We start from the raw sequence: 17,065 nt of genomic DNA, 5'->3' as shown, positions 1-17,065 counted from the left end.
CAACCATGACCGCCACGCGCCTGTTGTTGCCGGCCCGTGCCCTTCAGCAGCCCGAATGGGCCTCGCTCGACGAACTCAAGGACGTCCTGCTCTCGCTGGAGTCCAAACCGCCCTTGGTGGACGCCACCGCCTGCGCCGACCTCACCGCCGAACTCGGGCGGGCCGCGCACGGCGAGGCCTTCGTGCTGCAGGCCGGAGAGTGCGCCGAGCGGTTCGCCGACGCCAACCCCGAGACCGTGCTCGCCAAGACGGACGAACTGCACCGGCTGGCCGACGAGTTCACCGAGGCGAGCGGTCTTCCCGCCGTCCGGATGGGGAGGATCGCCGGGCAGTACGCCAAGCCGCGCTCCAGCCCGACCGAGACCCTGCCCGACGGCACCGTGCTGCCCGTCTACCGCGGGGACGCCGTCAACGCCCCCGAGCCCACCCCGGCGGCGCGCACCGCGCTGCCGTCCCGGCTGCTGCTGGCCCACCGCAACGCCGGTACGACCCTGAGCACCCTGCTCGAACGGGACATGGGCCTGGCCGGGCGGACGGCGTCCCAGCGCACGTACGCCGGACACGAGGCGCTGCTCCTGGAGTACGAACAGGCCCTGGTGCGCCCCGACGCGGACGGGGGCCGCTACGGCTCCTCCGGCCACTTCCTGTGGATCGGCGACCGGACCCGTCAGCCCGACCACCAGCACGTGCAGTTCGCGGCGTCGGTCAGCAATCCGGTCGGGGTGAAGATCGGCCCCAAGGCCTCGCCCGAGGACGTCCGCACGCTGGTGCGGACGCTCGGCGATCCGCGCCGTCCCGGCAGGCTCTCCCTGATCGTGCGGATGGGCCGGGACGACATCGTCCCGAAGCTGACCGCCCTGCTGGGGGCGCTCGGTGACGAGGCCGCAGGCGTGGCCTGGATCTGCGACCCGATGCACGGCAACACCCGGGTCAACGGCGCCGGGCAGAAGAGCCGCGTGGTGGGCGACGTCGTCGCGGAGATCGAGGGCTTCGTGTCGGGCCTGCACGCGCACGGCCTGCGTCCGGCCGGTCTGATGCTGGAGACGGCCCACGGCCCTGTCACCGAGTGCGTCGACACGGCGGCGGAGCTGGCCTCGCCCACGCCCTTGCCCCGCTACGAGTCGGCCTGCGACCCGCGGCTGAGTCCGCACCAGGCCGGCGAGGTGGTGGCCCGTACGGCGGCACTGCTGTGAGGCGGCGCGCCGCCGCGCCCGCACGCGCGCCGCCGGGGCGCTCGGCGGCATCCGAATCCGAGAGAAGAACCAGACCCAAGAAGGGGAACAGCACATGGAGTTCCGCCGGCTCGGCCAGAGCGGCCTCGTGATCAGCGAGATCGCCTACGGCAACTGGATCACCCACGGTGCCCAGATCGACGAGGAGGCGGCGCACGCCTGCGTGCGCGCCGCGCTCGACGCGGGCATCACCACGTTCGACACGGCCGACGTGTATTCCGAGACCCGCGCCGAGACCGTGCTCGGCAAGGCGCTCGCCGGTCAGCGGCGCGAGGGCCTCGTGCTCGCCACCAAGGTGTGCCACCCGGTGGGGCCCGGCCCCAACGACCGCGGTCTGTCCCGCAAGCACGTCGTCGAGGGCTGCGAGGGCTCGCTGCGGCGGCTCGGCACCGACTACGTCGACCTCTACTACGCGCACCGCTACGACCCGGCCGTTCCGCTCGAGGAGACCATGCTGGCCTTCGCGGACCTGGTCCGCTCCGGCAAGGCCCTCTACATCGGCGTGAGCGAGTGGACCGCCGAGCAGATCAGCCGCGCCGCCGGCCTGGCCAGGGAGCTGCGCGTCCCGCTGGTGGCCAGCCAGCCGCAGTACTCCATGCTGTGGCGGGTCATCGAGTCGCAGGTCGTGCCCGCCTGCGAGCGGGAGGGGCTCGGCCAGGTCGTCTGGTCGCCGCTGGCCCAGGGCATCCTGAGCGGCAAGTACCTGCCCGGCGCCGCGGCACCCGCGGGTTCCCGGGCGAGCGCCGAGGCCGGCAAGGGCTTCGTCGACATGCTGGTCGGCCACTGGATGAACGACGAGGGGGCGCTGCGGGCCGTCCAGGAGCTGGGGCCGGTCGCCTCTGACCTCGGACTGACGATGAGCCAGCTCGCCGTCGCCTGGGTCCTCCAGAACCCCTCCGTCTCCGCCGCCATCATCGGCGCGAGCCGTCCCGAGCAGGTCAAGGAGAACGCCGCGGCCTCCGGCGTGCGCCTGGAACCGGCTGTGCTGGACCGCATCGACGAGATCCTCTCGGCGTACATCGTGCGGGACCCGGCGAGGACGGGCTGACCTGTCGCGGGGCCGGTCGCGGGAACGAACGGGACACACGGACGGGGGCCGACAGCGCAGGGAGAGGAGTATGAACGGCGTGGACGACACGGACGTCGCGGGCGGCGCTCGGGAGGTGGGCCGTCCCGGATCCTCCGGAAGGGCGGTGATCGTGACCGGCGGCAGCCGGGGGCTCGGGCGGGAGACCACTCTCCGGCTCGCCGCGCAGGGATGCGATCTCGCCGTGTGCGGCCGCGACGAAGCCTCGCTGAAGGCGGTGGCCGAGGAGGTGCGCGCCCGGCACGGTCGCAGCCTCCACACGGAGCGGCTGGACGTCCTCGACGACTCCGCCCTCGCGGCGTTCGTACGGGAGTCGGCCGCCCGGCTCGGCCGGGTGCACGGCCTCGTGACCGTCGCGGGCGGGGCGCGCGGCACGGACCTGCGCGACACGGAGCCGTCCGACTGGGACCTGACGTGCCGGCTGAACGTCACCCATCCGGCGGTCGCCCTGCGCGAGGCCGCCGACCACCTGGCCGGGACGGGGGGCAGCGCCGTGCTGGTCTCCTCCGTCTCCGGCTGGAAGCCCGCACCGCCCGCCCAGTACGCGGCGGCCAAGGCGGCGCAGATCCACATGGCCTCGTCCCTCGCCCGTGAGCTGGGGCCGCGAGGGGTCCGGGTCAACTGCGTGTCGCCCGGCTCGATGCTGATCGAGGGCAAGGGCTGGGCCAGGCTCCGGGACGAGGACCCGCGGGCCTACCGCGCGTTCGAGAAGGAGTTCCCCGGTGGCCGTCTGGTCGATCCGCGGGATGTCGCCGAGGTGATCGCCTTCCTGCTCTCGGACCGGGCGCGGGGCGTCAACGGCGCGAACATCCCGGTGGACGGCGGCCAGAACGCACCGAGCGCCTACGGCTACTGAGCCGGTCCCGGCCGGGAACAGGGCGATGTTCCCGGCCGGGACGCCCGGGATCAGCCATCCAGGCCCTCGTGCCCCACATGGGAAACACCCTGCACATTGAGTTGATCCTGCACATCGTCGAGCAGTTCACGCAGCAACTCGGCAAGCGCTTCGCGCCGCTCCGGGCCCAGGCGTTCCAGGAGCTGTGCCTCGCGGGCGAGCACCCGGTCCACGGTGCGCTCCACCAGCTCGTGTCCCGCCGGGGTCAGTTCGACCAGGACCGCGCGGCTGCGACCGGGCGCGGGGCGGCGGGTGACCAGGTCGTCGCGCTCGGCGCGCGCGACCCGCTGCGAGATGGCCCCCGCGGTGACCAGGGAGTGCACGGCGAGGTCCCGGGTGCTCATGGTGTAGGGCTTCCCGCTGCGGCGCAGCACGCTGAGCAGGTCCAGGGTGGCCGGGTCGACCCCCGCCTCGGCGAGCACCCGCCGGCGGTCGTCTCCGAAGTGCTTGGCGAGCTGCCAGATCCTCGTGACCACGCCGATGGAACCCACCGGAGTCTGGGGCCGCTCACGGCTCCAGGCAGCCGCGATGGCATCCGCCGGGTCTTCTCCCGCCGGCCGGCGATCGCTTTCCTCTGATGCCCTCATGAGCTCACCCTCCACACTGACCTGCTACATTTAGATCTGAATTTAGCACTAAACATTCGCGCTCCGGCGCACCGTCGAAACCGAGTGGTGATATGCGCACGCAGACACGGAAAGCGAGTCCGAAGGCCGGGGCAGAGGCCGGGGCCGCCACCACGGCCGGCCCTCCCCGAGCCACCGGGCGGGACTGGGCGGGACTCACCGTGGTCCTGCTCGCGATGTTCATGAGCCAGATCGACATGTTCATCGTGAACGTCGCGGCTCCGGGGATCCAGGCGGACCTGAACGCCGGGTTCGGCCAACTCCAGTTCGTCATCGACGGATACGTGATCGCCTACGCAGCGGGCATGGTAACCGGCGGCCGGCTCGGCGACCGGATCGGCCGCAAGCGCACCTTCCAGTACGGGGTGGCCACCTTCACCCTGACCTCCCTGCTGTGCGCGCTCGCACCCAGCCCGGGCACGCTGATCGCGGCCCGGGTCCTCCAGGGCCTGTCGGCCGCGGTGATGACACCGCAGGTGCTCTCCCTCATCCGGGCCGTCTTCGTACACGAGCGCGACCGGGCCCGAGCGGTCGGGGCCTACGGTGCCTCCATCGGCGCGGGCGTCATCGCCGGCCTCGTCGGCGGCGGCCTGCTGCTCGACCTCGACGTGGCCGGTCTGGGCTGGCGCATGATCTTCCTGATCAACGTGCCGATCGGCGCGGCGATCCTGTGCGCTGCCGTGCCCGCGATTACCGAGAGCCGCAGCGCCGATCTGCCGCGGCTCGACATCATCGGCGCCGTCTTCACCGCCGTGCTGCTGCCGCTGGTGCTCATCCCGCTGATCCTCGGCGGTGAGCACGGCTGGCCCTGGTGGACGTACGGCTGCTTCGCTCTCAGCGCGGCCGGCGCCGTGGCCTTCCTGCGCTGGGAGCGCCGGACGGAGGACCGGGGCAACGACCCGCTGCTGCCGAGCCGGCTGCTGCGGGCCAAGGGCTTCCCGCTGAGCATGGGCACCGTGCTGCTGTTCTTCTCCGGCAACGCCGGGCTGTTCCTGGTCCTCACGTACCACCTCCAGTCGGGCCTGAAGCTGACGCCGCTGGCCGCGAGCATGGTCTTCGTGCCGCTCGGCCTCGGCTTCATCGCCGCCTCGGCGGCCTGCCGCAGGCTCGCCGCCCGGTTCGGCATCGGGGTGTCGGTGGCGGGCGGCCTCGTCATGGCGGTCTCGCTCGCGGCCGTGCCCGCCGTCACCGGCCTGGACGGCACCAGCCAGGCGATCGGGCTCGCCGCGGTGATGGGGGTCTCCGGATTCGGGCAGGGCCTGGTCGTCGCGCCCCTGGTGGACACCGTCCTCTCCCGGGTCCACCCGGACGACGCCGGCGCCGGATCGGGTGTGCTGAACACCGTCACCCAGGCGGGCATGGCCTTCGGCGTTGCGGTCATCGGGGCCCTGTACCGCGGCTTCCTGGGTACCAATCCACAAGCGCCGGGTCCGGACACCGGCCTGGCCGAGTTCGCGGAGGCCTTCGACCTCACCGCCTACGTCCTCGCGGCACTCGCCGTCGGCACCGCGCTGCTCGCCGTACGGCTGGGCCGCGTTCCCGCGAGCGCGGGACCCGCGGCGGGTGCGGATACCGAAGGCGTCCGGGTCCGGGACGGCCTCCCCGCCGTTCACCCGGACGATCCGACGGGCGCCGACGCGCGCGCCGGTGACAGCGGCGCCGACCGCGTCCGCCGCACGGACCGGTAGCCGCCATCGGCGGCAGACGGCCCGGCCTTCACCGCTCCGTCCCCTTGCCGGCCCGGCCGAGGCGGGCGGAGCGCGTTCCCGTGCGCGACGGCCCCGACGGTGCTCCGCGGGCCGTCGCGCGCCACCCACGGCGCCCGCCCCACGCCGGCCCGCCGCTCGACCGGCGGGTACGTGGCTGACGTCGCCTCAGGCGTCGCCGTACGCCTCCCCGCCCGGTTCGAACACGGCCGTCCCGGCGGTCGTGTCGGCGAGCCAGGCACGGAAGGCGTCCACATCGGCGTCCGGGAGGGCGAGTTCGATCGTGACCGCCTCGCCGTAGTGCACGTCCCGTACCTCGCGGCCGGTGGTGCGCAGGTCGTTCTCCAGCTTGCCCGCCCGCTGGTGGCCGACGGTGACGGTGGCCAGGCGGAACCTGCGGCGGGTGCGCGAGCCGAGGGTGTCCAGGGCCTCGCCGACCGCTCCGCCGTAGGCCCGGATGAGACCGCCGGCGCCGAGCTTGACCCCGCCGAAGTAGCGGGTGACGACGGCGACGACGTACCGCATGTCGCGGCGCAGCAGCATCTGGAGCATGGGGACGCCCGCGGTGCCGCCGGGCTCGCCGTCGTCGCTGGCCTTCTGGACCGAGGCGTCGGCGCCGATGACATAGGCCCAGCAGTTGTGGTTGGCCGCGGCGTGCTCCTTGCGGACCGCGGCGATGAAGGCCTGGGCCTCCTGCTCGGTGGCCGCCGGGGCGAGGGCGCACAGGAAGCGGGAGCGGTTGACCTCGGTCTCGTGCACGCCCGCGCGTGCGACCGTGCGGTATTCGTCCTGCATCCGGCCAGCCTATGCGGGCGCCCGGGAGCGGCCCGGACCGGTCCGCCGTTACTTCTCCTTCCGGCCCCGGGGCACGATCACGGACGTGAGCAGCGCGGTGCCGGGGGCGAGGGACCGCCAGGTCGCGCCGCGCCAGGACAGGACGGCGATCGCCGAGGTGGGGAACTTCGTACGGACCCGCTCCAGGGTGTCGTCGAGCCCGTCGGCGGCGAGTGCCACGACCAGTTCCTCCAGGCCGGGGTTGTGCCCGATCAGCAGCAGCGTCTCGACCTCGGCGGGCACCTCCTGCGCGACGGCCAGCAGGCCGGAGGGACCGGCGGCGTACAGCCTCCGGTCGTGGCGGACCGGCGGGGGCGTGCCCCACTGGCCGGCGGCCAGGTCCCAGGTCCGGCGGGCGCGTACGGCCGTGGAGCACAGCGCGAGGTCCGGCAGGCAGTCGGCCTCGGCCAGCGCGCGTCCGGCCGCGGGGGCGTCCCGGCGGCCGCGCGGGGCGAGGGGGCGTTCGTGGTCGGCGACGCCCACGGGCCAGGCGGACTTGGAGTGCCGCAGGACGACCAGGCGGCGCAGTGGGCCGGCTCCGGCACGCTCGATCATGACGGGGATCCCAGGTCGCGGGTGAGGTCGAGGCCGAGGAGCCGGTCGGCGTACGCGTACGTCTCGAAGCGCGCGCCGTCGGGCAGCTCCGGCTCGGTCTCGACATCGTGCAGGATGTCCAGTACCCGGGGCAGGTCCAGGTCATCCTCCCAGGCGTCGCGCAACCGCCGGCGCACCTCGTCGGGGACGGGCCGCGAGGGCAGCCTGGCCCAACGGGCGACCGCGCCGCGCCACCGCGCGAGGGTGTCCCGGGCCTCGTCGAGCGCGGCCGCCTCCAGCAGGGCGGGGGCGCTGTGGTGCCGGGCGAGCAGGGCGAGGCGCAGGACACCGGGGTCGGCGCCGTCCCGCGTGTCCGGGTGTGCGGAAGGGTCCGGGATGTCGGGCTGTGCGGGGGCGACATCGATCCGCACACCGTCCGTCGCCGTGCCGCCCTCGACCGCGACGTGGATGACCTGCGCCTCGCCCAGCCCGGCACTCACGTCGGGGCTGTCCTCGAAGGGCCGGATGCCGAGCGCCGCGGCGCCGGCGCGCAGCTCCGCCTGTCGTCGCCCGCCGGTCAGCAGGGCCCACACGGGTGTGCCGCCGAGCTCCAGGGCCCGGACGAGCAGGTCGGCGACGAGCAGCACCCGCAGGCTCGTCGTGTCGAAGTCGGGCGCGTGCACCTCGACACGGGTCAGGCCCCGGCGGGCCGGGGCGGCGTCGACCGGCTCGCCGCTACGGGCGTCGATGATGCGCAGCACGAGGCGAGCGTAGGCGGGTGGGCGCGCACACGCAGGCATGTTCGGCGTTTTCAGGCCACCGTGGCGGGAAGCGCCCCACCAATGGCGTGCCCGGCACCAGGGCCGGGCAGGCTTCAGGCCAGCGTGCCCAGGAAGCGCACGTGGGGCCGCTGTTCGGGTCCTTCGCGGCTGACGGCGGCCCGCACCCCGTACACCTCCGCGATGAGCTCTTCGGTGAGGACGTCACCCGGAGCACCGCCCGCCACGACCGTCCCCCCGCGCAGGACGACGACCCGGTCGCAGTACATCGCCGCGAGGTTGAGGTCGTGCAGCGCGACGACGGTGGTGACCGGGAGGCCGGTGACCAGGGCGAGCAGGTCCAGCTGGTGGTGGATGTCGAGGTGGTTGGTGGGCTCGTCCAGGAGGAGTTCCCGGGGTTCCTGCGCGAGCGCGCGGGCGATCTGCACCCGCTGGCGTTCGCCGCCGGACAGGGTGTGCCAGGGCTGTCCGGCCCGGGCGGCGAGCCCGGTGCGCTCCAGGGCGGCGTGGATCGCCCGCTCGTCGTCCGCCGAGGCGGGTGTCCAGGCGCGGCGGTGCGGGACGCGGCCCAGCCGTACGACGTCCAGAACCGTCAGTTCGACCTGTGTGTCGGCCTGTTGCTCGACCATGGCGAGGCGGCGGGCGATGGTGCGCCGGGGCAGGTCACCGAGCGAGGTGCCGTCGAGGGTGACGACCCCGGCGGTCGGCGTGAGCAGCCCGGCCAGCAGTCGCAGCAGCGTGGACTTGCCGGAGCCGTTGGGGCCGAGGACGCCGACGGTGGAGCCGGGTTCGGGGGCGAGGGCGACGCCGTCGAGGATGAGGCGCCCGTCGGTACGGCGGCTGACCCGGTCCGCCCGGAGCCCGGCCCGCACCTGCGTCTGCGTCTCACTGGTCGGTGTCTCGGTCATCGCACCCTCCGTGTCCGGTAGAGCACCGCCACGAACGCCGGCACCCCGATCAGCGAGGTCACGACCCCCACCGGCACCTCCTGCGGATCCAGGACCGTACGGGCCAGGGTGTCCACCCAGACCAGGAACACCGCACCGGCGAGGGCGGTGATCGGCAGCAGCCGGGCGTGCCCGGGTCCGGCCAGCGCCCGGGCGGCGTGCGGCAGGACCAGCCCGACGAAGCCGATCGCCCCGGCGGAGCTGACCAGCGCGGCCGTGAGCAGGGCGGTGACGCACAGCAGCACCAGGCGGGTGCGGGCCACGGACACCCCGAGCGCGGCCGCAGCGTCCTGCCCGAAGGCGAAGGCGTCGAGGGTGCGGGCGTACGACAGGCACACCACCAGCGCCACGGCCAGGACGGCGAAGCACAGCCACACGTCGGTCCACCCGGCCCCGCCGAGCGAGCCGAGGAGCCAGAACAGCACGCCCCGGGTCGTCTCGGCGTCGGCGGCGGTCAGCACGACGAAGGAGGTGAGCGCGGAGAAGAGCTGCATGGCGGCGACGCCCGCGAGGACGACCCGGTCGGTGGTGTCGCCGAGGGTGTGGCTGAGCAGCAGCACCAGCGCGAAGGAGACCAGGGCGCCGAGGAACGCCCCCGCGGACACCGAGACGACTCCGCCGCCCACGCCCAGCACGACGATGACGACCGCGCCGGTGGAGGCGCCCGAGGACACCCCGAGCACGAACGGATCGGCGAGCGGGTTGCGCAGCAGCGACTGCATCACCGCCCCGCACACGGCGAGTCCCGCCCCGCACACGGCCGCGAGCAGGGTGCGCGGCAGCCGCAGCTGCCAGACGATCCCGTCCCGGATCGGCGTCAGGTCGGAGCTGCCGAGCCCGACGTGCGAGGCGACGACGGACCACACGTCCCCGACCCGGATGTCGGCCGGTCCGATGGTGATCGCCAGGGCCACGGAGACCACCAGCAGCAAGGCGCCCGCGACACCGAGCGCCGGTCCGCGGACGGTCACTTCACGAGCCCGAACTCACGCAGTCCGGCCGCGACCTTCTCCACGCCCTCGACGGTGCGGATGGTCGGGTTCATGGCCTGCCCGCTGAGCAGCACGTACCGCTTGTTCTTGACGGCGTCCATGTTCTTGGTGACCGGGTCGGACTCCAGGAAGGCGATCTTCCGCTTCGCCGACTCGGCGGTCTCCGAGTTGCGCGTGAGATCGCCGATGACCAGGACGTCGGGGTTGCGGTCGGCGACCGTCTCCCAGTTGACCTGCGGCCATTCCTCGTGCGTGTCGTCGAAGGCGTTCTCGGCGCCGAGGGCACGCGTCATGATGCCGGGCGCCCCGCAGCAGCCGGCCATGTAGGGCGACTCGGAGTTGGCGAACCAGTACAGAAGGGAGACGTCCGAGGCGTCGACGCCCCGCGTGGCCTTCTTCATCCGCTGCTGGAGGGAGGCCACGAGCTTGTCGCCGCGGTCCTTCACTCCGAACACGGTCGCGAGGTCCCGCACCTCGCCGTAGACGGCGTCGATGCCCAGCGCCTTGTCGCGCTTGCCGTCGCCGCCGCCCGAGTTGTCCTTGCCGGCGCAGTCGGACGGGGAGACGTACGTGGGCACGCCGAGCTTCTCGAACTGGTCGCGGGTGGCGACGCCGCCCTTGCCGAGGGTGGAGACGAAGGACGCGGCGACGAAATCGGGCTCGGAGTCCAGGACCCGTTCGAAGGAGGGGTTGTTCTCGGCGATGCGCGGCACCTTCGCGTTGGCCTTCTCCAGCCCCTTCATCACGGGGTCGGTCCAGGTGGCCGTGCCGGCTATTCGGTCGGCGAGGCCGAGGGAGAGCAGGATCTCGGTGGTGCCCTGGTTGAGGGAGACGGCGTGCCGGGGCGCCTTGTCGACCCGGACCTTCCGGCCGCAGTTGTCGAGGGTGGCGGACGCCTTGGCCTTGGGGGCCTCGGAGCCTGCGCAGCCGGTCATGAGCAGGGAGCAGGCCGCGAGCAGGACGGCGGCGCGGGCGGGTCGGGCGAGGGGCAAGGAAACCAGTCCTCAGACGTCGAGGGCCCGATCGCGGAGCCCGGTCGTACGGTGCTCCCCCACCGCCGGCCGGCCGCGGGGGCCGCCAGCAGGTCTTCGGACTCGGGTTCATCCGGTGCGGGGCGCCTTCCCGTACGGCATACGAGCCGTTCAGTGGCCGCGGCCCCGCCCGTCCCCCTCACCGCTGCGCGTCAGTTCCGGATTCGCACCGGATTCCCTGACCCACGTACATGGGTTCGACTGGCCTCGGCAAGCTATCACGGAGGATCCGGGGGGAATCACGACGCACCCTGCGTCGTTGCCCGGACAGCAGCTCTTCCACGACTCCCGAGGAGGCCGCCGGTGTACGGCGACGACGCAACGGTCCGCAGGATCCTCACCGAGCTCGGCGACACCTGGGCCGTGGTGGGCCTGTCGTCGAACCGGCAGCGCGCGGCGTACGGCGTCGCCGCCGTGCTCCAGCGCTACGGCAAGCGCGTCGTGCCCGTGCACCCCAAGGCGGAGACCGTGCACGGCGAGCAGGGGTACGCGAGCCTGGCGGACATCCCCTTCGACGTGGACGTCGTGGACGTGTTCGTGAACAGCGACCTCGCCGGAGCGGTCGCGGACGAGGCCGTCGCGAAGGGCGCCGGGGCGGTGTGGTTCCAGCTCGGCGTCGTCGACGAGGCGGCGTACGACCGCACCCGGGCCGCGGGCCTGGAGATGGTGATGGACCGCTGCCCGGCGATCGAGATCCCCCGGCTCGGGCCTTCATAATCGAGCGCATGACCCACGCTTCCTCCCCTGCGAACTCCGCTGCCCCGCAACACTTCCCCGTCGTCGTCGTGGGCGCCGGTCCCGCCGGACTGACCATCGGCAACATCCTGCGGGCCGCCTCCGTGGACTGTCTGGTGCTGGAGACCGAGACCCGGGAGTTCATCGAACAGCGGCCCCGGGCCGGTGTCATCGAGGAGTGGGCCGTACGGGGCCTGGAGAAGCGGGGCCTCGCCCGGAATCTGCTGGACCGCGCCGAGCTGCACACCTCGTGCGAATTCCGTTTCGACGGAGAGCGGTACCGGTTCCACTACGGCGAGATGACGGGCAGTCATCACTTCGTCTACCCGCAGCCGTTGCTGGTGACGGACCTGGTGCGCGAGTACGCCGACGTGCGCGGCGGGGAGATCCGCTTCGGGGTCCGGGACGTCGAGGTGCAGGACATCGACACCGACCGGCCGTCCGTGTCGTACACCTGCCCGGAGACGGGTGAACAGCGGCTCGTGCACTGCGACTTCGTGGCCGGCTGCGACGGGGCGCGCGGAGTGACGCGGGCCTCGCTGCCGCCGGAGCGGGTCCGGGTCGCCCGGCACGACTACGGCATCGGCTGGCTGGCGCTGCTCGCCGAGGCCCCGCCATCGGCCGACTGCGTGCTGTTCGGCTGTCACGGGAACGGCTTCGCGGGCCAGATGCCCCGCAGCCCGGAGGTGACCCGCTACTACCTCCAGTGCCCGCCGGGCGACGACCCGGAGAACTGGCCGCACGAGCGCGTCTGGGCGGAGCTGCGGCAGCGGCTCGGGGCGGCCGGTGTGCCGCCGCTGACGGAGGGGCGGCTGATCGAGAAGCGCGTCCTGGACATGCACGACTACGTGGTCGAGCCGATGGTGCACGGCCGGCTGTACCTCGCCGGCGACGCGGCCCATCTGGTCGCCCCCATCGCCGCCAAGGGCATGAACCTCGCCCTGCACGACGCCTTCCTGCTCGGCGACGCCCTGGCGGACCGCCTGACCGACGGGGACGACAGCGGCCTCGGCGGCTACGCGGAGGCCTGCCTGCGGCGGGTGTGGGACTACCAGGAGTTCTCACAGTGGCTGGCCGAGGTGTTCCACGGGGCGGCGTCGGGCGACCCGTACCGCGCGGGCACCTCGATCGCACGGCTGCGCCGCCTGTTCTCGTCGCCCGTGGCGGCCGCCGCCTTCGCCGAGCGGTACCTGGGGACGGCCGAGCGGTACTGATTCAGTCGTGCGGGGGGCGGTCGCTGAGACGGTGGTCGGCCACGTTCAGCGCCTCGTCCACGAGTCGGCGCAGATGGCCGTCGCGAAGTGAGTAGATCACGCGGCGGCCCTCTTTGCGTGTGTCCACCAGGCCCGCGAGACGCAGCCGCGCCAGGTGCTGGCTGACGGCGGGCCGTGCCGCCCCGCACGCCTCCGTGAGGGTCGTGACATCGGCCTCTCCCCCGGTCAGCGCGTGCAGCAGGGCGAGCCGGGTCCGGTCCCCCAGGAGGGCGAGGAGTTCGGCGGCGAGCGCCAACTGTTCCTCGCCGGGGCTGCGCGGATGCGCATCGTGCGCAGGTGACAGGTGCATGCGTGCGCTCATACGCACATAATGGCCCTGTGGGCGTGTGCACGTCCACTCCCGCGCACCGGAAGGGGACCCACGTGAGCGACCGGCACGAGCACTCCCACCCTCACCACCACCGGCACAGCCTGCGCCACCGGCTGTCCCACCTCCTCACCCCCCACTCTCACGAGACGGCCGACAAGGTCGACTCCGCCCTGGAGTCCTCGGCCCGCGGGATGCGGGCGCTCTGGGTCTCGCTCGCGGTGCTCGGCGTGACGGCCCTGGCCCAGGCGTTCGTGGTGGCCGTCTCCGGCTCGGTGGCACTGCTCGGGGACACCGTGCACAACGCCGCGGACGCGCTGACCGCCGTGCCGCTCGGGATCGCCTTCGTACTGGGCCGGCGCGCGGCCACCCGCCGCTTCACCTACGGCTACGGGCGGGCGGAGGATCTGGCGGGTCTCGTGATCGTGCTGACGATCGCCGCGTCCGCGGCCTTCGCGGGCTGGACCGCGATCGACCGCCTCCTCGACCCGCGCCCGGTCCAGCACGTCCCGGCGGTCGCCGTGGCGGCTCTCGTCGGATTCGCGGGCAACGAGTGGGTGGCCCGCTACCGCATCCGGGTCGGCCGCGCGATCGGCTCGGCCGCGCTGGTCGCCGACGGACTGCACGCCCGCACCGACGGCTTCACCTCACTGGCCGTGCTGCTGGGCGCCGGCGGCTCGGCCCTGGGCTGGCAACTGGCCGACCCGATCGTGGGGTTGGCGATCACGGCGGCCATCGCGCTGGTGCTGCGGGACGCGGCGCGGGAGGTGTTCCGCCGGGTGATGGACGCGGTCGACCCGGACCTGGTGGACCGGGCCGAGAAGGCCCTGACCGAGGTTCCCGGGGTGCGCGGGGTGGGCGAACTGCGGCTGCGCTGGATCGGGCACCGGCTGCGCGCCGAGGTCGCGGTCGTGGTCGACGGCACCGTGACGGTACGCGAGGCCCACCGGATCGCCGTCGACGCCGAGCACGCGCTGCTGCACGCCGTGCCCCGCCTCACCGCCGCCCTGGTCCACGCCGACCCGGAGCCGGTACCCGGCGAGGCGGACCCGCATCTGGCCCTGGCCCACCACACGGTGGCGTAGCTCAGGAGCCCCCGAGCCCCTCCAGCACCACGGCTCCCGGCAGTTCCGCGAACGCCTTGCCCGGGACCAGCAGCTTGCCGCGTCGACGGCCGCTGCCGACCAGCACGTACGGCAGGTCGACGACGGCCGCGTCCACCAGCACGGGCCAGGCCTCCGGCAGTCCGAGCGGGGTGATGCCGCCGTACTCCATGCCGGTCTCGCCGGTCGCCGTGTCCATGCTGGCGAACGAGGCCTTACGGGCTCCCAGTTGACGGCGCACGACGCCGTTCACGTCGACCCGGGTCGTGGACAGCACGACGCACGCGGCCAGCGTGGTCTCGCCGGCGCGCTTGCCCGACACCACCACGCAGTTCGCGGACCGCTCCAGCAGGTCCCGGCCGTAGTGCTCCACGAAGACGGCGGTGTCGGCCCACTCCGGGTCGGTGTCGACGTAGAGGATCTGGTCGGCGGGGACGCTGCCCGGCCAGTGCCGCACGGCGTCGGCGACCGCGCCGGTGAGTTCGTCGAGGCAGGAGGGGGCCGGGCGGGCGTCGTCGAAGTGTCCGATGGGTGCGCGCATGACCGCACGCTAACAACAGCGGACCGCCTCCGACCGGGCGTCTCAGGACACGGGCGGCACCGAGACGGCCATGACCATCTGCATCGGCACCTCGCCGGTGTTGCCGTACGTGTGCGGGACGTTGGCCTCGAAGTGGACGCTCGCGCCCGCGGGGACGCGGTGCTCGACGCCGTCGACGGTGAGCGTCAGCTCCCCCGCCGTGATGTGGAGCAGTTCGGTCGTGCCGACGGGGTGCGGGTCCGAAGGGCTGCTCTCGCCCGGCATGAGCCGCCAGTCCCACATCTCCAGTGGGCCGGGCGCCTCGGTGCCCGCGAGCAGCCGGTTGTAGCTGCCGGCGTCGGTGTGCCAGAGCCGTACGGTCTGCTCGGCGGGGACGATGTGGACGTTCGGGCCCTTCTCGTAGTCGAGCAGGGTGGTGATGCTGATGCCGAGCGCGTCACCGATCTTGACGACGGTGCCGAGGCTGGGGTTGGTGCGGGCCTGCTCGATCTGGATGAGCATGCCCCGACTGACACCCGCCCGGGCGGCGAGCACGTCCAGGGTGAAGCCGCGCACCGCGCGCCAGTGCTTGACGCTGCGCGCCAGGGACTGGGTCAGCAGCTCGAGGTCCGACACATTCCGTCCAATATTTTATATTCCACAGTGCAGCCGATTGCACTATGGTGTGGTTGACCTGATCGTTCACTGAACTGTACTGCGAGGCTTCCGCACCATGACAGCGCTCTTCGCCCTGGCCACCAGCCTGCTGTGGGGACTGGCCGACTTCGGCGGCGGGCTGCTGACCCGGCGCACGCCCGCGCTGACGGTGGTCGTGGTCTCGCAGTCGATCGCGGTGGTCGTGCTCGGCGCGGTCGTCGTGGCGACCGGCGGCTGGAGCGAGGCGGGGCCGCAGCTGTGGTTCGCCGTGGCGGCCGGACTCGTCGGGCCGGTGGCGATGCTCGCCTTCTACAAGGCGCTCGCGCTGGGCCCGATGGGCGTGGTCTCACCGCTGGGTTCGATCGGCGTGGCCGTGCCGGTCGGCGTCGGCCTGGTGCTGGGCGAGCGGCCCGGCCTGCTGCAGTTCGTCGGCATCCTGGTCGCCGTCGCCGGTGTCTGTCTCGCCGGCGGCCCCCAGTTCCGCGGCGCGCCCGTGCAGCGCCAGGCCATCGCCCTGACCCTCCTCGCGGCGTTCGGCTTCGGCGCGGTGATGGCCCTGATCGCCGAGGCGTCGACCACGCTCACCGGGCTCTTCCTCGCCCTGTTCGTGCAGCGGGTGACCAACGTGACCGCCGGCGGACTCGCGCTGCTGGTGTCGGTGCGGCGCGGATCGTCGGCCCTCCCGGCGGGCGGCTTCCCCTGGCGCTCGCTGCCCGCGCTCGCCTTCGTCGGCCTCGCGGACGTCGCCGCGAACGGCACCTACTCGATCGCCGCGCAGCACGGCCCGGTCACCGTCGCCGCCGTTCTCGCCTCTCTCTACCCGGTGGTGACCGCCGTGGCCGCGCGGGGCCTCCTGCGCGAACGGCTGCGGGCGATCCAGGCCGCGGGCGCGGGCCTGGCCCTGGTGGGGACGGTCCTCCTGGCGTCGGGCTGAGGTCAGGACCCCGGTTCCAGCTCCGCGAGACCGGCCGCCGCGTCCTCGTCCAGCTCGGCCAGCCTTGCCACCGTCTCCTCGTCCAGGTCGGAGAGCGCCCGCAGCTGCTCGGGCGTGACCCCTTCCGGTATCGGCACCGGCGGCGGGGTGCGCAGCGGCGGCTGCCAGCCGTCGGCGGGGGTCCAGCGCCGTACGACACGGGCCGGCGCGCCCGCCACCACGGAGTGGTCGGGCACCGCGCCCCGGACGACCGCGCCCGCGGCCACCACCACGTTCCGCCCGATCCGGGCGCCCGGCAGGATCACCGCGCCCGTGCCGATCCAGCAGCCGGGCCCGATCTCCACCGGCTCCATCCGCGGCCACTGCTTGCCGATGGGCTCGTGCGGATCGTCGTAGGAATGGTTCGTGGACGTGACGTAGACGTACGGACCGAAGTAGCAGTCGCTGCCGATGGTGACCGTCGTGTCCGCGATGACATGGCTGCCGCGGCCCAGGACGACGCCGTCGCCGAGGCGCAGGATCGGGTCGGGGCCGAGATCGAGGTCGGGCATCAGGCCCGCCGTGAGGGTGACCTGCTCGCCGATGATGCAGTGGGAGCCGAGATGGATCCAGGGTTCGCCGAAGACGGTGCCGAGTGGGAAGGCGAGCCTGGTACCGGTTCCCATCGCGCCGAAGCGGTAGCGCCCGGGGTGCTCGGCCGTGACGGATCCCGTGCGCTGCGCCCAGGCCCAGCCCGCGTGGACGGCGCGCTGCACTAGGCCCCGCCGCCAGGATGAGAACGTGTTCTTGCGCTTCGGCACGAGGTCACCGTACTCAGCGGTAGCTCACCCCGTGGCGTCGGAGGCCTGTGATCTTCGCCCCACCGGGTGTCG

General features: G+C 73.3%; 19 protein-coding genes and 1 riboswitch. Of the genes, 8 read left to right on the top strand and 11 right to left on the bottom strand.

Annotated features, from left to right (window positions below):
• Positions 1–5: 5 nt before the first annotated feature.
• The 3 genes from ACFT4A_RS00440 (at position 6) to ACFT4A_RS00430 (ending at position 3,175) form a co-directional block, all read left to right on the top strand.
• On the top strand, positions 6–1,193 hold the full coding sequence (locus ACFT4A_RS00440) for a 3-deoxy-7-phosphoheptulonate synthase (protein WP_382824565.1): 1,188 nt from the start codon (positions 6–8) through the stop codon (positions 1,191–1,193).
• A 94-nt stretch (positions 1,194–1,287) separates the two neighbouring features.
• The gene (locus ACFT4A_RS00435; RefSeq protein WP_382824563.1) at positions 1,288–2,280 is read left to right on the top strand and encodes an aldo/keto reductase family protein; all 993 of its coding nucleotides are present in this window, start codon (positions 1,288–1,290) and stop codon (positions 2,278–2,280) included.
• 79 nt (positions 2,281–2,359) lie between these two features.
• Positions 2,360–3,175 carry an SDR family NAD(P)-dependent oxidoreductase gene (locus ACFT4A_RS00430; protein ID WP_382824561.1) on the top strand — a complete coding sequence of 272 codons (816 nt, stop codon included), beginning with the start codon at positions 2,360–2,362 and terminating at the stop codon, positions 3,173–3,175.
• Positions 3,176–3,225: 50 nt separating this feature from the next.
• Here ACFT4A_RS00430 and ACFT4A_RS00425 read toward each other — a convergent pair whose 3' ends face one another.
• A complete protein-coding gene (locus tag ACFT4A_RS00425) occupies positions 3,226–3,801 on the bottom strand; it encodes a MarR family winged helix-turn-helix transcriptional regulator (RefSeq protein WP_189724485.1) in 576 nt (191 codons plus the stop codon).
• Between the two features lie 92 nt (positions 3,802–3,893).
• Between ACFT4A_RS00425 and ACFT4A_RS00420 the strand changes: the two genes are divergently transcribed.
• Positions 3,894–5,528 carry an MFS transporter gene (locus ACFT4A_RS00420; protein WP_382824558.1) on the top strand — a complete coding sequence of 545 codons (1,635 nt, stop codon included), beginning with the start codon at positions 3,894–3,896 and terminating at the stop codon, positions 5,526–5,528.
• 186 nt (positions 5,529–5,714) lie between these two features.
• On the opposite strand, the gene ACFT4A_RS00415 is transcribed toward ACFT4A_RS00420, so the two are convergent.
• From ACFT4A_RS00415 to ACFT4A_RS00390, 6 genes are all read right to left on the bottom strand, one after another.
• The gene (locus ACFT4A_RS00415; protein ID WP_382824557.1) at positions 5,715–6,341 is read right to left on the bottom strand and encodes a YigZ family protein; all 627 of its coding nucleotides are present in this window, start codon (positions 6,339–6,341) and stop codon (positions 5,715–5,717) included.
• A gap of 48 nt (positions 6,342–6,389) precedes the next feature.
• Positions 6,390–6,935, bottom strand: a complete 546-nt coding sequence (locus ACFT4A_RS00410; protein ID WP_382824555.1) for a SixA phosphatase family protein — start codon at positions 6,933–6,935, stop codon at positions 6,390–6,392.
• The gene (locus tag ACFT4A_RS00405; RefSeq protein ID WP_382824553.1) at positions 6,932–7,714 is read right to left on the bottom strand and encodes a hypothetical protein; all 783 of its coding nucleotides are present in this window, start codon (positions 7,712–7,714) and stop codon (positions 6,932–6,934) included. The genes ACFT4A_RS00410 and ACFT4A_RS00405 overlap by 4 nt, the downstream gene beginning before the upstream one ends.
• Positions 7,715–7,788: 74 nt before the next feature.
• Positions 7,789–8,601: an ABC transporter ATP-binding protein gene (locus ACFT4A_RS00400; RefSeq protein ID WP_382824551.1), complete on the bottom strand. Its 813-nt coding sequence runs from the start codon at positions 8,599–8,601 to the stop codon at positions 7,789–7,791.
• A complete protein-coding gene (locus ACFT4A_RS00395) occupies positions 8,598–9,611 on the bottom strand; it encodes a FecCD family ABC transporter permease (RefSeq protein WP_382824550.1) in 1,014 nt (337 codons plus the stop codon). Before ACFT4A_RS00395 ends, ACFT4A_RS00400 begins: the two co-directional genes overlap by 4 nt.
• Positions 9,608–10,567 carry an ABC transporter substrate-binding protein gene (locus ACFT4A_RS00390; protein ID WP_382825198.1) on the bottom strand — a complete coding sequence of 320 codons (960 nt, stop codon included), beginning with the start codon at positions 10,565–10,567 and terminating at the stop codon, positions 9,608–9,610. Before ACFT4A_RS00390 ends, ACFT4A_RS00395 begins: the two co-directional genes overlap by 4 nt.
• 126 nt (positions 10,568–10,693) lie before the next feature.
• Positions 10,694–10,884: riboswitch (cobalamin riboswitch) on the bottom strand.
• 82 nt (positions 10,885–10,966) lie between these two features.
• Here ACFT4A_RS00390 and ACFT4A_RS00385 point away from each other — a divergent pair.
• A complete protein-coding gene (locus ACFT4A_RS00385) occupies positions 10,967–11,380 on the top strand; it encodes a CoA-binding protein (protein WP_382824548.1) in 414 nt (137 codons plus the stop codon).
• A gap of 8 nt (positions 11,381–11,388) precedes the next feature.
• On the top strand, positions 11,389–12,612 hold the full coding sequence (locus ACFT4A_RS00380; RefSeq protein ID WP_382824546.1) for a 4-hydroxybenzoate 3-monooxygenase: 1,224 nt from the start codon (positions 11,389–11,391) through the stop codon (positions 12,610–12,612).
• Position 12,613: 1 nt separating this feature from the next.
• On the opposite strand, the gene ACFT4A_RS00375 is transcribed toward ACFT4A_RS00380, so the two are convergent.
• Positions 12,614–12,973: an ArsR/SmtB family transcription factor gene (locus ACFT4A_RS00375; RefSeq protein WP_382824544.1), complete on the bottom strand. Its 360-nt coding sequence runs from the start codon at positions 12,971–12,973 to the stop codon at positions 12,614–12,616.
• A gap of 62 nt (positions 12,974–13,035) precedes the next feature.
• Between ACFT4A_RS00375 and ACFT4A_RS00370 the strand changes: the two genes are divergently transcribed.
• Positions 13,036–14,064, top strand: coding sequence for a cation diffusion facilitator family transporter (locus ACFT4A_RS00370; protein WP_382824542.1), 1,029 nt, complete (start codon positions 13,036–13,038; stop codon positions 14,062–14,064).
• Between the two features lies 1 nt (position 14,065).
• Here ACFT4A_RS00370 and ACFT4A_RS00365 read toward each other — a convergent pair whose 3' ends face one another.
• Both ACFT4A_RS00365 and ACFT4A_RS00360 read right to left on the bottom strand, forming a co-directional pair.
• Entirely contained in the window at positions 14,066–14,623 is a 558-nt protein-coding gene (locus tag ACFT4A_RS00365) for a YbaK/EbsC family protein (protein WP_382824540.1), read from the bottom strand.
• A gap of 42 nt (positions 14,624–14,665) precedes the next feature.
• Positions 14,666–15,238, bottom strand: coding sequence for a helix-turn-helix domain-containing protein (locus ACFT4A_RS00360; protein ID WP_382824538.1), 573 nt, complete (start codon positions 15,236–15,238; stop codon positions 14,666–14,668).
• Positions 15,239–15,335: 97 nt separating this feature from the next.
• Between ACFT4A_RS00360 and ACFT4A_RS00355 the strand changes: the two genes are divergently transcribed.
• On the top strand, positions 15,336–16,193 hold the full coding sequence (locus ACFT4A_RS00355) for an EamA family transporter (RefSeq protein WP_382824536.1): 858 nt from the start codon (positions 15,336–15,338) through the stop codon (positions 16,191–16,193).
• Between the two features lie 2 nt (positions 16,194–16,195).
• Here the strand turns inward: ACFT4A_RS00355 and ACFT4A_RS00350 are convergent, their stop codons facing one another.
• Positions 16,196–16,993, bottom strand: coding sequence for an acyltransferase (locus ACFT4A_RS00350; protein WP_382824534.1), 798 nt, complete (start codon positions 16,991–16,993; stop codon positions 16,196–16,198).
• Positions 16,994–17,065 lie beyond the last annotated feature (72 nt).

It is taken from the genome of Streptomyces sp. NPDC057099 (assembly GCF_042671245.1).
Classification (GTDB): domain Bacteria; phylum Actinomycetota; class Actinomycetes; order Streptomycetales; family Streptomycetaceae; genus Streptomyces; species Streptomyces purpurascens.
This window is presented reverse-complemented; position numbering and strand designations above follow the sequence as displayed.

Coding starts and splice junctions, on each gene's coding strand:
- ACFT4A_RS00440 (WP_382824565.1), top strand. CDS start 6: ATGACCGCCACGCGCCTGTTGTTGCCGGCCCGTGCCCTTCAGCAGCCC.
- ACFT4A_RS00435 (WP_382824563.1), top strand. CDS start 1,288: ATGGAGTTCCGCCGGCTCGGCCAGAGCGGCCTCGTGATCAGCGAGATC.
- ACFT4A_RS00425 (WP_189724485.1), bottom strand. CDS start 3,801: ATGAGGGCATCAGAGGAAAGCGATCGCCGGCCGGCGGGAGAAGACCCG.
- ACFT4A_RS00420 (WP_382824558.1), top strand. CDS start 3,894: ATGCGCACGCAGACACGGAAAGCGAGTCCGAAGGCCGGGGCAGAGGCC.
- ACFT4A_RS00415 (WP_382824557.1), bottom strand. CDS start 6,341: ATGCAGGACGAATACCGCACGGTCGCACGCGCGGGCGTGCACGAGACC.
- ACFT4A_RS00410 (WP_382824555.1), bottom strand. CDS start 6,935: ATGATCGAGCGTGCCGGAGCCGGCCCACTGCGCCGCCTGGTCGTCCTG.
- ACFT4A_RS00405 (WP_382824553.1), bottom strand. CDS start 7,714: ATGCCTGCGTGTGCGCGCCCACCCGCCTACGCTCGCCTCGTGCTGCGC.
- ACFT4A_RS00400 (WP_382824551.1), bottom strand. CDS start 8,601: ATGACCGAGACACCGACCAGTGAGACGCAGACGCAGGTGCGGGCCGGG.
- ACFT4A_RS00390 (WP_382825198.1), bottom strand. CDS start 10,567: ATGACCGGCTGCGCAGGCTCCGAGGCCCCCAAGGCCAAGGCGTCCGCC.
- ACFT4A_RS00380 (WP_382824546.1), top strand. CDS start 11,389: ATGACCCACGCTTCCTCCCCTGCGAACTCCGCTGCCCCGCAACACTTC.
- ACFT4A_RS00375 (WP_382824544.1), bottom strand. CDS start 12,973: ATGAGCGCACGCATGCACCTGTCACCTGCGCACGATGCGCATCCGCGC.
- ACFT4A_RS00365 (WP_382824540.1), bottom strand. CDS start 14,623: ATGCGCGCACCCATCGGACACTTCGACGACGCCCGCCCGGCCCCCTCC.
- ACFT4A_RS00355 (WP_382824536.1), top strand. CDS start 15,336: ATGACAGCGCTCTTCGCCCTGGCCACCAGCCTGCTGTGGGGACTGGCC.